Annotated in this window: 13 protein-coding genes and 2 pseudogenes; 8 read left to right on the top strand and 7 right to left on the bottom strand. The window is 72.2% G+C overall.

The genetic code is table 11. The features are described from left to right. Positions 1–52 precede the first annotated feature (52 nt). Positions 53–1,498 carry a helix-turn-helix domain-containing protein gene (locus ACIOMQ_RS28865; RefSeq protein ID WP_402191011.1) on the bottom strand — a complete coding sequence of 482 codons (1,446 nt, stop codon included), beginning with the start codon at positions 1,496–1,498 and terminating at the stop codon, positions 53–55. Positions 1,499–2,354: 856 nt separating this feature from the next. Here ACIOMQ_RS28865 and ACIOMQ_RS28860 point away from each other — a divergent pair. The 4 genes from ACIOMQ_RS28860 to ACIOMQ_RS28845 all read left to right on the top strand — a co-directional run bounded on the left by ACIOMQ_RS28860 (position 2,355) and on the right by ACIOMQ_RS28845 (position 6,732). Continuing rightward, positions 2,355–3,017 carry a DedA family protein gene (locus ACIOMQ_RS28860; protein WP_402191008.1) on the top strand — a complete coding sequence of 221 codons (663 nt, stop codon included), beginning with the start codon at positions 2,355–2,357 and terminating at the stop codon, positions 3,015–3,017. A 173-nt stretch (positions 3,018–3,190) separates the two neighbouring features. Next, a complete protein-coding gene (locus tag ACIOMQ_RS28855) occupies positions 3,191–4,327 on the top strand; it encodes a sensor histidine kinase (RefSeq protein ID WP_402191005.1) in 1,137 nt (378 codons plus the stop codon). Next, the gene (locus tag ACIOMQ_RS28850; RefSeq protein WP_362206658.1) at positions 4,327–4,962 is read left to right on the top strand and encodes a response regulator transcription factor; all 636 of its coding nucleotides are present in this window, start codon (positions 4,327–4,329) and stop codon (positions 4,960–4,962) included. Before ACIOMQ_RS28855 ends, ACIOMQ_RS28850 begins: the two co-directional genes overlap by 1 nt. Before the next feature lie 423 nt (positions 4,963–5,385). After that, positions 5,386–6,732: a geranylgeranyl reductase family protein gene (locus ACIOMQ_RS28845; protein ID WP_401267080.1), complete on the top strand. Its 1,347-nt coding sequence runs from the start codon at positions 5,386–5,388 to the stop codon at positions 6,730–6,732. A gap of 30 nt (positions 6,733–6,762) precedes the next feature. Here the strand turns inward: ACIOMQ_RS28845 and ACIOMQ_RS28840 are convergent, their stop codons facing one another. After that, the gene (locus ACIOMQ_RS28840) at positions 6,763–7,536 is read right to left on the bottom strand and encodes a LysR family substrate-binding domain-containing protein (protein WP_401267077.1); all 774 of its coding nucleotides are present in this window, start codon (positions 7,534–7,536) and stop codon (positions 6,763–6,765) included. Positions 7,537–7,594: 58 nt separating this feature from the next. Here ACIOMQ_RS28840 and ACIOMQ_RS28835 point away from each other — a divergent pair, with 58 nt between their 5' ends. Further along, positions 7,595–8,017 (top strand): DUF5997 family protein, encoded by a 423-nt coding sequence (locus ACIOMQ_RS28835; protein WP_362206615.1) that lies wholly within the window; start codon positions 7,595–7,597, stop codon positions 8,015–8,017. Positions 8,018–8,385: 368 nt separating this feature from the next. On the opposite strand, the gene ACIOMQ_RS28830 is transcribed toward ACIOMQ_RS28835, so the two are convergent. Continuing rightward, positions 8,386–9,564 carry a helix-turn-helix domain-containing protein gene (locus ACIOMQ_RS28830; protein ID WP_362206614.1) on the bottom strand — a complete coding sequence of 393 codons (1,179 nt, stop codon included), beginning with the start codon at positions 9,562–9,564 and terminating at the stop codon, positions 8,386–8,388. A 190-nt stretch (positions 9,565–9,754) separates the two neighbouring features. Here ACIOMQ_RS28830 and ACIOMQ_RS28825 point away from each other — a divergent pair, with 190 nt between their 5' ends. Continuing rightward, positions 9,755–11,482 (top strand): aldehyde dehydrogenase family protein, encoded by a 1,728-nt coding sequence (locus ACIOMQ_RS28825; protein WP_402191002.1) that lies wholly within the window; start codon positions 9,755–9,757, stop codon positions 11,480–11,482. A 204-nt stretch (positions 11,483–11,686) separates the two neighbouring features. Here ACIOMQ_RS28825 and ACIOMQ_RS28820 read toward each other — a convergent pair whose 3' ends face one another. The 3 genes from ACIOMQ_RS28820 to ACIOMQ_RS28810 are packed head-to-tail and all read right to left on the bottom strand — an operon-like array spanning position 11,687 to position 13,393. Next, a complete protein-coding gene (locus tag ACIOMQ_RS28820; RefSeq protein ID WP_402191000.1) occupies positions 11,687–12,706 on the bottom strand; it encodes an ABC transporter permease in 1,020 nt (339 codons plus the stop codon). After that, positions 12,597–13,214, bottom strand: a complete 618-nt coding sequence (locus ACIOMQ_RS28815; RefSeq protein ID WP_401943630.1) for an FtsX-like permease family protein — start codon at positions 13,212–13,214, stop codon at positions 12,597–12,599. The genes ACIOMQ_RS28820 and ACIOMQ_RS28815 overlap by 110 nt, the downstream gene beginning before the upstream one ends. Next, the gene (locus ACIOMQ_RS28810) at positions 13,214–13,393 is read right to left on the bottom strand and encodes a hypothetical protein (protein ID WP_402190997.1); all 180 of its coding nucleotides are present in this window, start codon (positions 13,391–13,393) and stop codon (positions 13,214–13,216) included. Before ACIOMQ_RS28810 ends, ACIOMQ_RS28815 begins: the two co-directional genes overlap by 1 nt. On the opposite strand from ACIOMQ_RS28810, the pseudogene ACIOMQ_RS28805 reads away from it, so the two are divergent. Together ACIOMQ_RS28805 and ACIOMQ_RS28800 are read left to right on the top strand one after the other, a co-directional pair. Then, positions 13,343–13,975 (top strand): annotated as a pseudogene (locus ACIOMQ_RS28805) (ABC transporter transmembrane domain-containing protein); the annotation flags it as partial. The gene ACIOMQ_RS28810 and the pseudogene ACIOMQ_RS28805 sit on opposite strands and share 51 nt — an antisense overlap. 143 nt (positions 13,976–14,118) lie before the next feature. Then, positions 14,119–14,349: pseudogene (locus tag ACIOMQ_RS28800) on the top strand (ABC transporter ATP-binding protein); the annotation flags it as partial. A 126-nt stretch (positions 14,350–14,475) separates the two neighbouring features. Here the strand turns inward: ACIOMQ_RS28800 and ACIOMQ_RS28795 are convergent. Further along, positions 14,476–14,688 (bottom strand): hypothetical protein, encoded by a 213-nt coding sequence (locus ACIOMQ_RS28795; protein ID WP_402191043.1) that lies wholly within the window; start codon positions 14,686–14,688, stop codon positions 14,476–14,478. Positions 14,689–14,698 lie beyond the last annotated feature (10 nt).

Below are 14,698 nucleotides of genomic sequence, written 5' to 3'. Positions count from 1 at the left end.
CAGGAATGTTCCGGGCGGGGCGTGTACGCACACACGCCCCGCCTCCGCTGTGTCAGCGTACGACGGCTGCCAGCCGACGGGTGAAGTCGTCGGTCTCCGGCCCGCCGCCGTACCCCGCCGCCAACCTGCCGTGCAGGCCGCGCAGTTCCTGGCCCAGCAGCGTCGAGGCGGTCACCTCGGTGGTGTCCAGTACGGGTCCGGCGATGGCGATCGCCGCCTGGGGGTCGTGGGCGCAGGCATGGGCATCGGCCATCCGCACCAGGAACAGCATCCGTGCCGAGTGCATCCCGGGCGGAAGCAGATCCAGTGCGGTACGGGTCGCCGTGACCGCGCGCAGTGCCAGCCGGCGGTCCCCGGTCGCGGCGGCGAGATCCCGCAGCGCCCCGGCGGCCCCGGACTCCACCCGCAGGCGCACGGAGGCAACGGACAGCCAGGGCGCCTCCGTCTCGTCCTGCTCACCGGCCCGGTCCATCTGCGACCAGGCACGGTCGATATGGCGCAGGGTCTGCCGGACGTCGCCGCGTACCGCATGCCCGCGCGCCTGGTACAGATCGCTCATGGCGCCCGCCCAGTACCGGCCGGCGGCCGCCTGCCGGATCGCCCCGCCGTAGGCGAGGGCGGAGGGGCTGTCGCCCTCCAGCCGTGCCAGTGTGCTCATGTCGCTGAGCGCGGCCACCTCGGTTCCGACGTGACCGGCCAGGCCCGCCCAGCCCAACGACCGGTCCAGCCAGGCCATCGCGGTCGCGTTGCGGCCCCACAGCAACCGAAGGCAGCCGGCCGACTGCGCGTACTCCGCTGCCAGTGGGGCGAGTTGGCGTTGGTACGGAGCCGCGGGCAGGGCCATCCAGCGGAGCATCGCGTGCAGGGTGCGCTCGACCACGACGGTCGCCCCCGGCCAGGCGCGCTCCTCGTCGGCGCGCAGGCAGACGGCGAGCAGCGCCGTCAGGGCGTGCACCGTGTCGATGTCCAGCGGCGGGCACGGGACGGTGGCAGGGCCCAGGGCGCAGAAGGCGGAGTGCAGGGCGATGACGTCGGCCAGCGCCGGGACGGTGCAGCCGTCACGGCCGTGCGCCGGGCACATCAGCCCGTAGGTGGGCAGGCCCGTGGGCAGGACGGTGTCCGGCGGCAGCATGGAGAGCAGGGCGCCGCCCGCGGGTTCCCCTGGCAGGGGTCCCGTCCGTGCGGCGGTCGTCGTGGGACGTACGGCCCCGCTCTCCTCGCCCGTACCGCCCGGCCCTTCGGCCTCGGCCGCCTCGCAGGCGTCGAGGAGGTCGCCGCCGGCCGTCAGCAGGTCGTCCAGCCTGCGGGCGAGCGGCAGCGGTGCCTTCCGGGTGCCGTGCTCCAGTTTGCTGATGGCGGTGTGGTCGTATCCGACGCGGGCACCCACCTGGGCCTGGGTGAGCCCGGCGCGCCTGCGCCACTGGCGCAGCCGGGTCCCGAAGGCTCTCCACACCTCTGCGGTACGGACGTCCGGCAGCGGGCCCATGCCCTCGGTCACCCGGAACTCCGCGGAGCCCCACCGGATCCCCCACCCGTGCCGTGCTCATGGCTCATAGCCGGGAGAATAGCGAGCGTGTGTGTGCGCTGTCCCCGGTGCGGCGGGAAGATGGCGCCTTCCCGCGCCCTGCCGGAAGTTGCCACGCCCCGCGGCCCCGATCGCCCAACACCCCTTCCCCGTCCACCGGTTGGGCGGACCGAATGCGCATGAAGGCACGGCTCACCGGGCATATGACGGGTAATCGCCAGGAGGTGGTGGCAGTGGGCCGCATCAGGATCGTTCGACGCCCCCAGCTGCCGTCGCGGCCACGGCCGCTCGACCTGCGGACCCCGTCCGGCCGCCCGCTGCCGTACTGAGCCCGCCGCCGCGACCGGCGATCCGTCCGGAGCGCGGCGTCGAAGAGGCGGACCCGGAGCCGCCCCGCCGGTTCGGCCGGCGCTCGCCTCCTCCGGCGCCCTCGCCGAGCTCCTCCCGGCCATCGGCGCGGCGCCGGTCGACCCACTGACCGCCGCGGGATCCGGCCCCGCGCCCATGGTGCGGGGCGGCGAGGAATACGACATCGGCCGGCCGCGGCGCAGGGCCGATTCCACGACCTCCTTCACCGGCCCGGTCGGCAGGGAGACGGCCTTCGACCCGGGCCGGGTCCGGATCGTCCGCGCGCCGACGTGACGCGACCGGTGCCGGTACGACCGGCGCGGGGTCCGGGAATTGAGGAAAACCGCAGGGTGGCGGGTGCGGATTGCCCCATCCGGTTCGGCGGCGTTCCTCGTACCGCCGCCGGTCGCAGCTTTCTAGCGTTGCCGGTGAGGCGCGACGGACTTCGCGCGCCCCTCCCCCACCGGCCAGGAGCCAGTTCATGGATTTCGTCATTCTGGGCCTCCCCCAGGAACCCGCGGGCGGTGTCGCGGGCTGGGCCGCCGATCTCGTCGGCACCATGGGAGGCCCGGGAGCCGGCCTCGCCATCGCGCTGGAGAATCTCTTTCCGCCACTGCCCAGCGAGGTCATTCTCCCGCTGACCGGGTTCGCGGCGGGGCAGGGCGTCATCAGCCTGGCCTCCGCGCTCTTCTGGACCACGCTCGGTTCGGTGGTGGGCGCGATCGCCCTGTACTGGATCGGCATGCTCTTCGGCCGCGACCGCATGCATGCGATCTGGGCGAAGCTGCCGCTGGTCAGGAGTTCCGATCTGGAGCGTACGGAGCAGTGGTTCGCCGAGCACGGCACCAAGGCCGTCCTCCTCGGGCGGATGGTGCCGGTCTTCCGGAGTCTCATCTCCGTGCCGGCCGGCGTGGAGCGCATGTCACTGCCGCTCTTCGTGACCCTGACGGCTCTGGGCAGCCTGCTGTGGAACACGGTGCTGGTGATGGCCGGGTACTGGCTCGGCGACCGGTGGAACCTGGTGGAGACGTATGTCGGGGTCCTCTCCAAGGCCGTCGTCGTCCTGGTCCTGGTCGCCGCCGCCGGGTACGTGGGCCTGCGGTTGCGCTCCCGTTCCCGGGGTCAGCACCGTCGTACGTCATGAGCCTTCGGCCACCGTCCTCCACCCGTCCGGTCTCCCCCGCCCGTCAGGAACGATCTTGCCGTGTCCACGGCGTGCGGCTAGCCTCGGCGTCCGTGCAGGGGGACTCCGCGGACAGTGCGACCGGTCGTCGTCCGGAACCGTTCGGCCAGGAGTCCGTGGAAGGGGGCGTACCGGTGGTGCACAGGTCCCCCTGGCACCGCAGAGCCGTCGGCGCCCTTCTCGGCTGCTGCACCGCTCTGCTCGGGCTGCTGTATTTCGTCGTGCCGGGGGTGCTGTCGGGCCCGTTCGTCCTGTGGCCCCGCACGCGCCGGCGCTCCCTCGCCGTGCTGAGTGCCGGAGCCCGTCGGCTCACGGAGCTGGAGCGCAGGCGCCGCAGGGCCTTCTTCGGCGACCTGTTCCCCGAGCACCGGGCGTCCGACCCGGAAGTCCTCCGCTACCTCGCCGTCCGCACGTGCGCGGGCATGCTGCTCGGTGTCGTGGCCGCGTTCCTGGCATGCGGGGCCGTCCTGGCCGGACTGCTGGCCGTCGGGGTGGCCCGCGCCACCACGAGCTGGCAGACCCTGCTGACCCAAGGGGTCCTCGGCGGTGTCCTTCTCTTCCTCAACCTCCAGGGGCTCTACTCCCTGGGTGCCCTCGACGCGCGGCTGGCACGCGAGCATTTCGGCCCCTCCGAGCGGGAGTTGCTGGAACGGCGCATCGCGGAACTGGCCGCCAGCCGTGCCGAGGTCCTCCGGGCCGTCGACGCGGAGCGCAGGCGCATCGAGCGCGATCTGCACGACGGCGTGCAGCAACGGCTCGTGGCACTGGCCATGCTGCTGGGCCGGGCCCGCCGCAACCGTACGCCCGAGCAGGCCGGTCTGCTGCTCCAGCAGGCGCACCAGGAGTCCCAGGAGGTCCTCACCGAACTGCGGGAAGTGGCCTGGCGCGTCTATCCGTCGGCGCTCGACAACCTGGGCCTGGAAGAGGCGCTCGGCGGGGTGGCCCAGCGCTGCGCCATCCCCCTGCACATCGAGTTCGATCTGCCGCTGCCGTTGCCCCGGAACGTGGAGACGGCCGCCTACTTCGTGGTGTCGGAGGCCGTGACCAACGCGGCCAAGCACTCCGGTGCCACCCAGATCTCCGTCAGCGTCAAGGGCGACGGCAGGGGGGTGTCACTGTGCGTCCGGGACAACGGCGGCGGTGGCGCGGATCCCGCGGGCAGCGGACTGGCCGGGCTGCGCAGCCGGGTGGACGCGCTCGACGGCCGCCTGCACATCGACAGCCCTTCCGGGGGACCCACCACCATCATCGCGGAGTTGCTGTGCGCGTAATGCTCGCCGAGGACTCGACCCTGCTCAGGGAAGGCCTGGTCCGTCTGCTCGCCGAGGAGGGGCATGAGGTGCTCGCCGCCGTGGGTGACGGGACGTCGCTCGTCCGGGCGGTCGAGGCGGACCCGCCGGACCTCGTCGTCGTCGACATCCGGATGCCGCCCACCCACACCGACGAGGGGCTGCGGGCCGCGCTGGAGATCCGCGAGCGCCTGCCCCTGGTCGGCGTGCTGGTGCTCTCCCAGCACGTGGAGCGCAACTACGCGGTCCGGCTGCTGTCCGCGAACGCCGAGCGGGTCGGCTATCTGCTCAAGGACCGGGTGGCGCAGGTCGACGAGTTCCTGGACTCGCTGGAGCGGATCCACGCGGGTGGTGCGGCCATCGATGCCGAAGTCGTACGGCAGTTGGTGGTCCGGAGCACGCACGTCGACCCGCTGGCCAGGCTGACGCCCCGGGAGCGCGATGTCCTGGAGGAGCTGGCGCAGGGCCGCACCAACACGGCCATCGCACAGCACCTGCACATCTCGCTCAGTTCGGTGGAGAAGCACCTCAACTCCATCTTCGAAAAGCTCGATCTGGCACGGACCACGGGATACAGCAGACGCGTGCTGGCGGTCCTGCGCTACCTGGAGTCGTAGGCGCGGGCACAGGACCGCCGGCGGTTTCGTCCCCGCTCAGCTCCGCGGTAGTGGCAGTACAGCAGCACGGTCGGTGCTCCGGGCGGGACCGGACGGTCCGGGAGGGAGCACCGGTGCCCTCACCGGGGATTCGAGATCACGAGGACGTCCTCGACACGCCGGACGATGCTCCATCAGAGTGTCCCTTCAACCGAGCAGCTGGTCAGCAAGGGTAAATTGTCGTGATTTCAGCACTGTCGCATCTCGAACCCGGCGCACCCGGCATCGCACCCGGGGTCCAGCACATGGTGATTGACCACGCGTCAGGCGGACACGGGGCGCCCAGGCCTGGTTCCGTACCGGCTCTCCTTGATCGATGATGAGGCCCAGGGCCGCCGTCCTCGGTACGGCACCCGCTGTCCCAGGAACAGGAAGGGGTTCCCGATGCGGGAAACGACTCCGGACCGGTCTCCGTCGGACGACCGGTCTCCGTCGGACGATCCGGCCGTGCACGGCCCGGACGAGGAAGCCCAGGTGATCGTGGTGGGCGCGGGGCCGGCGGGCTCGGCCACGGCCTTCCACCTCGCCAGGGCGGGCGTCGATGTCCTGCTCCTGGAGAAGTCCCGCTTCCCTCGGGAGAAGGTGTGCGGGGACGGCTTGACTCCACGGGCCGTGCACCAGCTCATCAGGATGGGCGTCGACATCGAGGCTCCGGGGTGGACGCGCTCGCGCGGGATGCGATGGGTGGCCGGGAACCATCAGGTGCACATCGACTGGCCCGCGCTCGGGGGCTATCCGGATTTCGGCCTCTCGCGCAGCCGGCACGACTTCGACGACATCCTGGCCCGGCACGCCGTCGCCGCCGGAGCCCGGCTGCGCAGCGGCGTGAAGGTGACCCGGCCCCTGACCGACCGCGCCGGCCGTATCACCGGCGTCGCCGCCACGGGCGAAGCGAAGGAACCACTTGCCTTCCACGCACCGGTCGTCGTCGCCGCCGACGGCGCCTCCGCCCGCCTCGCACTCGCGATGGGCCTGCAACGGGACACGAAGAGGCAGATCGCGACGGCCGCCCGCCGCTACTACCACAGCCCGGAACGTTCCCGGGAGGAGTACCTGGAGCTGTGGGCCGACCTCCGTTTCCCGGGCAGCCGTCACTACCTGCCCGGATACGGCTGGATCTTTCCCATGGGCGACGGCCGCGTCAACGTCGGTCTCGGTGCGCTGCCCCACCGACGGCACGGAAAGGCGGACCTGCGCGCCACGCTGGACGAGTGGCTGGCCCGTACCCCGGAGGCATGGGGACTGCGCGAGGAGAACGCCGAGGGCCCCGTCCGGAGCGCGGCTCTCCCGCTGGGCTTCAACCGCCACCCCCTGTACGCCCGGGGACTCCTCCTCGTCGGCGACTCCGGAGGCATGATCAGCCCCTGGAACGGCGAGGGCATCAGCCAGGCCATGGAAGCCGGTGAGGTCGCGGCCGAGACCGCCACGCTCGCCCTCGCTCTCCCCCGGGGGCCCCGGCGGGAGCAGGTGCTGCGCGGCTACCCCGTCGAGATGAACCGCCGCTGGGGACGCTACTACCGGCTCGGGAACACGGCCGCCGACCTCGTCTTCAGTCGCTCGGGCTTCCAGCCGGTCCTCAACCGCTACGTCATGGGATCGCCGTTCCTGCTCGACACCCTGGCCCGGCTGCTCACCAACCTCACGGACAAGCCCTCGCACGATCTGATCGACCATCTGCTCAACGGGGCCGTGCGTCTCGTGCCGGAACCGAAGGTGCGACGTCGGCGATGACGGTCCGCGGACGGCGCGGGAGGCCCGTGGCTACGACCGTCGGCGGGGCTTTCCGCGCTTGCCGCCCCTGACGCTGCCGGAACCGCTCCGCGCGCCCTTCCCGGACGACTTGCCGGCCGCCTTCCCGGCGGCGGGCTTGCGCCGTGCGGCGCCCGCATCGGGACGCTTGGCCTTCGGCTGTGCCGGGGTCTTGGGGCGGCCCCGTGAACTGTTGACGGTCCGGCCCCGGACGATCCCGATGAAGTCCTCCACCAGGTCCGTGGTCTCGTCCTCCAGCCACGACAGCGCGACGCCCGACTCGGGGGCGTCCGAAACCGGCCGGTATGTGAGGTCCTTGCGGTGGTGCAGGCGGGCGAGCGACTGCGGGACGACGAGGAGGCCCACACCTGCCGCCACCAGCTCGACGGCGTCCGCCGTCGTGGCGGGACGCTCGATCGCGGGCCGTCCCGGCCGCTGCTCCCATTCGAGGGTGTCGTCGAGCGGATGGAGCACGATGTCGTCGGCGAGATCCCCGGCGGAGACCTCGTCGGCCGAGGCGACGACATGGTCCTTCGGGATCACGACGACCGTCGTCTCGGTGTAGAGGGGAATCGCGCTGAGGCCCGTCCGGTCGATCGGCAGCCGCACGAGACCCGCGTCGGCGCCGCCGCCCCGCAGCACGTCGGGCGCCTCGGCGGCCGACACCCCGATGAGGGTCAGGGGGACGTCGGGCAGCCGCTCGTTCCAGATCCGCACCCACTTGGTGGGCGTCACCCCCGGGACGTAGGCGAGCCGGAACGACGGGGTTTCTTCCGAGCTTGTCACTCCGCCAGGTTACCGGCCCTGGTCAGAGGTAGCGCACATGCTCGATACCCTTGACCCCATGACGTCGCACAAGACCGCCCAGACGATGAAGCCCGCGACCGCGGCAAAGAAGCTGGGTGTGTACCTAGAGGCCACCCCCGCCGAGTTCCAGGAGGGTGTCGTCTCGCGCACCGAGCTGAACGCACTGCAGTCCGATCCGCCCGAGTGGCTGCGGGAGCTGCGACGCAACGGCCCGCACCCCCGGCCGGTGGTCGCGGCGAAGCTGGGCATTTCCATCTCGGGTCTCGCCCGTGGCGGAATCACGGACGCGCTCACCACGGAGCAGATCGAAGCGCTGAAGAACGAAAGCCCCGACTGGTTGCAGCAGGAGCGCACCACCCAGGCCGAGGTCCGGAAGGAAGCGGTGCGCATCAAGGAGAAGAAGGAGCAGAAGGAGCAGGACGCAGCCCAGGGCGAGCAGCCCCGCGGACCGCGTTCCTGACTTCTGCCGCCGCGCCCGGAGACTCCGGCCACCGCCGGGACGCCGGCGCCACCACGGCCCACGGCCCGCGGAAGCGCCGGCACCGACCGGGATCGACAGGGTGTACCGGCACGGCGCCGACGCGGTGAAGGTCCTTCCGGCCGGCACGTTCGGCGACCCCCGCCGCATCAAGGAACCGCGCGTGCCGGGGCCCGGCGTTCCGCTCGCCCCGACGGGCGGAGTCATCCGCGGCGACGCCGCCGACCGCCGGGACGCCGGCGCCAGGTCCGGTCCCGGTCCGCGCGGGTCCGCCCGGCCAGGACCGGATTCCCGGACTGCCGCGCGCCCGGACCGGCGGCGGGAGCGGTGACCGGTCTCCGTACGCGGCGCTACCGCCCGTCGCCCGCGAGCCGCCGCGCCCGCAGGGCGACATAGAGCTCCGCGGCGTCCACCGGCCGCGTCGGGGCGCGGCCGGTCAGCTCCGCGATGCGGGTGATCCGGTACAGCACCGTGTTGCGGTGGCAGTGGAGCCGCCGTGCCGCCTCGGCGGTCGAACCGTCCGCGGCGAACCATGCGTCGAGGGTGTCGAGCAGAGCGGCATCGCCGCCCTCGCCGGACAGCAGTGGCCCCAGCACGCTCTCGCTGAGCTCGGCCGCGGACTCGGCGTGCGCCGCGACGAGGGTGTCGATCGGCGCGGCGCCGTAGCAGTGGACACCCACACCGGCCGGGGCCACGCACTCCAGGGCGATGCGCGCCTGACGTACCGCCTCCGGCGCGGCGGCGAGGACGGTGAACGGCCGGCTCACCCCCACCCGCGAAGTCGCCGCCCGCTTCACGACCCGCAGCGCCGCGGCGGACTCGGTGTCACCGGTCGGGGCGACCAGGCCCAGCCGCTCGCCCAGTTCGGTGGTCCAGACGGATGCCACATCGGCGCTCGCCAGCCGGGCGGTGATGCCGGGCAGCGGGTCCTCGCCATTGCGCCCGACCTCGCCCGCCACCACGCGGTACGACGCCCGTTCCGGCAGGCCCAGGGCGCGCTGGATGCCTGCGGCGCTCCCGAACCGGACACCGTTCGCTCCCTCGAAGACGCTGAGCAGTGTGACCCGCCGCGACACCCGCTCCTGGCGTTCCCGGTCGTCGGCGACCTGCCGGTACGCCTCGGTCGCGGCCGTGGAGAAGCGGTCGAGCACGCCCCAGAAGTGCGACGAGCGGCGCAGCAGCGCGGCGGACTGCTCGCCGGTCGTGGCGCGGGCGATCGCCCACTCCCAGATCTCCAGTCCGCCGAGCCGGAAGGCGTGCAGCAGCGCGGGGAGCGGGATGCCGTGCTCGGCCTTGATCCGCCCGGCCCGGCGGGCCGACTCGTCGCCGAGGTCCGGGCCGCCGGTCTCCATGCGCAGGAGGGCCTCGATGTTGGCGTGGACGATGTCACGGAGCAGGTCCGCGGGGAGCCGGCTGCGCGTATAGAAGGACTCGTCCTCGGTGATCTTGCGGACCGTCACCTCGGTGAGTTCACCGATCGAGGCGAGGATCTCGGCGAAGACGTGTTCGCAGCCCGTGGTGTCACGCATCTCGCAAAGGTACTCGCCCTCCTCACCTCAATTGTGCTGCCGCACAAAGCAGTTCGAGGGAACTCGCGATGCCCGCCCATAGCAAGGGGCTCTGGTATCCGTCATCTTGGTGTGGCCCGGGGCCCTTGTGCCGGGGACCAATTCCACAGCACGGCGCCCGTCCGTGTGGTCGCGATCCAGGGAGATCACCATGACCGCTGCAGCCCCCGCAGGCAACACCCGGAGGATGCCCGAACTCGACGCGGTGCTCTCCGAGCTCGCGGAGGGCGAGCTGCGCTGGGCGGCGACCTCGTCGGCCGAACGGGCCGCCCTCCTCGCCCGGGTCCATGCCGCGGTCTCCGCCGAGGCCGAGAACTGGGTGCGGACGGCGAGCCGGATCAAGCTCCTGCCGGACGGATCCCCGCTCGCCGGTGAGGAGTGGCTCTCCGGCCCCTACGCGCTGCTGACCTCCCTGGAGGCGCTCGTCCGCACGCTCCGGACACTCGCCTCGGGGCGCGGCCCGCTCGACGCCGCGAAGCTCGGGCGCGCGCCGGGCGGACGGGTGAGCGTCCCCGTGCTCCCGCTCGGCGCCTACGACCGCCTGCTCCTGAACGGCTTCAGCGCCGAGGTGTGGATGCGGCCGGGGGTCGACGCGGACACCGTGCGGCGCCACGCGGGTCTCGGCGCACGGCGGCCCGAGCACACCACGGGCATCGGTCTCGTGCTGGGCGCGGGCAACGTCACCTCCATCGCACCGCTCGACGTGCTGTACGAACTGATCGCGCACAACCGTGTCGTCGTGCTGAAGCTCAACCCCGTCCTGGGGGACCTGGAGCCGGTCTACCGGCGTGTTCTCGCCCCGCTGATCGAGCACGGCGTCGTGCGCATCGTCCCCGGCGGTGGCGATGTCGGCGAATATCTCGCCCGCCATCCGGGCGTCGCACACGTCCACATCACCGGCAGCCTCGCCACTCACGACATCGTCGCCTTCGGCCCGGGTGCGAAGGGCCGCGCCCGCAAGGCCGCCGGCACCCCGCTCCTCGACAAGCCGATGACCAGCGAACTCGGCGGCGTCTCCCCCGTCATCGTGGTCCCGGGTGTCTGGAGCGCCGCCGACCTCCGCTACCAGGCCGAGCACATCGCGACCCAGCGCCTGCACAACAGCGGCCACAACTGCATCGCCTCGCAGGTGGTCGTGGTCAGCGGCGACTGGCCGCAGCGCGAGGCCTTCCTCGGTCTGCTCCGCGAGGCCCTGCGGACCGCCCCGGCCCGGCCCGCCTGGTACCCGGGCAGCGCGGAACGGCTCGCGGACGCGGCGCGCCACCATCCGGGGGCCGAGTGGCAGGGCGCCGAAGGATCACGCCTGCTGGTCGAACTCGGCGACGGCCAGGAGGCGGCGGAGCTGGGGACGACCGAGTACTTCGCGCCGGTGCTCGGTGTCCTCACGCTGCCGGGCGCGGGCGCGGAGTTCCTGAACCGGGCCGTCGAGACCGCCAACCGCGACCTCGCCGGCACCCTCGGGGCGAACATCGTCGTCGACCCGGCCACCATGAAGCGCCTCGGCCGGGCGTTCGACGACGCGGTGACCGCGCTGCGCTACGGGACGATCGCCGTCAACGCCTGGACCGCGGTGGGCTTCCTCACCGCGACGGCTCCGTGGGGCGCCTTCCCCGGTCACACCGTCACGGATGCCCAGAGCGGGATCGGCGTCGTGCACAACGCCCTGCTGATCGACGCGCCGGAGCGGACCGTCGTACGAGGTCCGTTCCGGCCCTTCCCGAGGTCGATCGCGGGAGGTGAGCTCGCGCTCTTCCCCAAGCCGCCGTGGTTCGTCACCGCGCGGAGTGCCGCCGCGACCGGCCGTCGGCTCACCCGGCTGGCGCAGCGGCGGTCCTGGGCGCGGGTGCCCGCCGTGTTCGCCTCGGCCTTCCGGGCCTGAGCGGTGCCCTCGGACGTACGGCCCGCCGTTCACCTCATGCCGCGCCTCGGCCGATGGCGTGGGGCGGTTGCCGCGCCCCCCGGTATCGGGGGGCCGGCTCCCGGGTGACACCGGCGGCGCCACCACGGGGTGATGGCCGACCCGTGGACCGACGACGGTGGATGACATCGGTTGCCACGGGCCGGCCGCTTCGGGGCCACGGGGCTATTCGTTGTGCAGCACCGTGGCGATGGTGAGGCGCGCGGCCGACCGTGCCGGAACCAGCGCGCCGAGGACGGCGATCGTGACGCCCGCGAGGGCCAGCGCGGCCGGCTGCGGTGCGTGCCAGACGTCCTTCATGGATTCCGGGAACACGACCACGCCGACGTTGTCCACGAGGAGCCGGTGCGCCAGCATCCCCAGGGGGATGCCGACCAGCCCGCTGACCACTCCGAGGCCCGCCACGGACGTCACCGTCATTGCCACGATCTGGCGTGGCGTCATCCCGATCGACTTGAGCATGCCAAGGTCGCGGCGGCGCTCCCGGACGCTCAGGAGGACGGTGTTGAAGACCCCGAGGGCGGCGACGACGGTCAGCAGCACGGTGAACACCGACGAGAAGCCGACGATGGCCGTGGTCGCACCGCTCCCGGACTCCACCAGCGAGGGATGGAGACCCGGGGCGGCCGCCTTGACGGCCTTGATGTAGGCCTTGGCGTCGGTGCCGGGCGCGAGCGTGACCGCGTAGACGCCCGCCCTCCGGTGCGGGGAGAGCTCGGTCAGGGTCTGCCGGGAGGCGTTCAGGCCCCGGGCGTCCCCGTCCATGCTTTCGCCGACGATGGTCGCGGCCGCCTTCCTGCCGCCCGTGGCCAGGGTGATCCGGTCGCCGACCGACAGACCGTGCTGCTTCAGGAACGACGGCCCGACCACGGCCTCGCCCGGCCCGTCCGGCCAACGCCCCTGGACGATCCGGGAGGCGGCGGGCGGCGGGTCCCCGCGGAAGAAGAAGGCGGAGGTGAGCTGCGTGTACCCGACGAGATTCACCTGGACCAGCGCGTTGGCGGTCAGTTGCTCCGCGCCGGGAAGGGAGCGCAGCAGCTCTTCCGTCCGGGCGTCGCTCAGCTTCGGCGCGGTCTCACGGTTCGCGGGTGATCCCGCCCGCACCTCGACCTGGGCGGCGCCGTTGCCGGCCGCCGTGTCCCCGTAGGCGACCATGGTGCTGGTCAGGCCGGTCGTCAGGGTCACGGGTGGTGACGCCGAGGACGATGGCCGCCATGGTCAGCAGGGTGCGCCCCGGGCGGGCGAACGGCTGGCCCAGGCCCAGGCTGACGGAGCGCGGCAGCCGGGTGCCGCCGAGCTTGCGCTGGACGCGCAGTCCGCGCCCGGTCCGCGGCACGCTGCCCGCGGTGATCGCCCGCGTCGCGGGCAGCCGGTGCGCGCGCAGCGCGGGGATCAGCGCGGCGAGGAGGACGACCACGGGGGTGTCCGCGAGGCTGACGACGGAGACCCAGGGGCTGATGGTGAGGACGGCGCTGCCGGTCTCGATCCCGGAGAAGACGATGCTCAGGATGGGTTGCGCCAGCGCGGTGCCGAGCAGGGCGCCGAGCACGCAGCCGGCGATCGCGGGCACGGAGACCATCGTGAGGTAGACCGCGACCACTTGGTTCGGGGTGAAGCCCAGGGCCTTGGCTCGATCACCCGCCAGCAGGTCAAGCGGGGAACGGTGCGGCGGATCCTCCCGTACGCCATGCACTACCGAGGGCCCGTGGTCCTGCTGCTGACGGCCACGGTGACGACGGCCGTCATCACGGCCGCGAGCCCGCTGATCCTCAAGGCGATCACCGACGACGGCATTCTGCCCGGACGGACCGGGACGGTGCTGTGGCTGTGCGGGGCCGTGGCCGCGGCCGCCATGGCCGAAGCGGCACTCATGTACCTGCAGGCCAGGCCTCGGGCCGGATCGGCGAGGGGGTCGTCTACGACCTGCGCAACAAGGTGTTCACGCACGTGCGGAAGCAGTCGCTGGCCTTCTTCACCCGCGCGCAGACCGGCTCGCTGGTCAGCAGGCTCAACACCGACATCATCGGGGCCAGGGATGCCATGACGAGCCTGCTGTCCCAGGCGGTGTCCACCGTCCTCACCCTGGTCCTCGTACTCGTCGCGATGTTCTGGCTGTCGTGGCAGATCTCCCTCGCGGTACTGCTGATCAACCCGTTCTTCCTCCTGCCCACGAGGTTCGTCGCGCGCAGGCTCCAGCGGCTCACCCGCGAGCGGATGCAACTCGACGCCGCAATGGGCTCGATGATGAACGAGCGGTTCAACGTGTCGGGCGCCCTGCTCGCCAAGCTCCACGGTCACCAGGAGAGCGAGTCCGGCCTGTTCGCGGACAAGGCGGGCCGGGTCCGCGGCATCTCCGTCCTGGCAACCGTCTACGGACGGATACCCGCAATCATCGTGGGTCTGCTGACGGCGCTCACGACCGCTCTGGTGTACGGCCTCGGCGGCGTCCTGACCATCGACGGCACGCTGGAGCTCGGCACTCTCGTGGCCATGGCGACCTTGCTGAAGCGGCTCTACTCACCGGTCGGCCAGCTGTCGAAGCTGCAGGGAGCCGTGCTGACGGCGCTGGTCAGCTTCGACCGGGTCTTCGAGGTCCACTGGAATCCCTGCGCGGCACCGTCGGCGTCGTCAGCCAGAACGCCCACCTCTTCCACGACACCCTGCGCGCCAACCTCGCATACGCCCGCCCCGACGCCACCGAACAAGAACTCGTCGACGCCTGCCGGGCCGCACTCATCTGGGACACCGTCCACGCCCTCCCCGACGGACTCGACACCGTCGTCGGCGACCGCGGCCACCGACTCTCCGGCGGCGAAGAACAACGCATCGCCCTCGCCCGAATCCTCATCAAAGCCCCACCCCTCGTCATCCTCGACGAAGCCACCGCACACCTCGACTCCGAATCCGAAGCCGCCATCCAACACGCCCTCAAAAACGCCCTCACCGGACGCACCTCACTCGTCATCGCCCACCACCTCTCCACCATCCGCGGAGCCGATCAGATCCTCGTCATCGAAGCCGGCCACATCCGCGAACAAGGAACCCACCACCAGCTCCTCACCACCGGCGGCCTCTGCGCCGACCTCTACCACACCCAATTCGTCCCACAGGCAACGACGGACGCGGAGGCGGACACGGGCGCTCTCGACCTCGAACCCCGCTGACACGCTTCTACGG

Source organism: Streptomyces sp. NPDC087845, from assembly GCF_044742755.1.
GTDB lineage: Bacteria > Actinomycetota > Actinomycetes > Streptomycetales > Streptomycetaceae > Streptomyces.
Note: the sequence above shows the minus strand (reverse complement) of the source record. Positions and strands in the feature narration are given on the sequence as shown.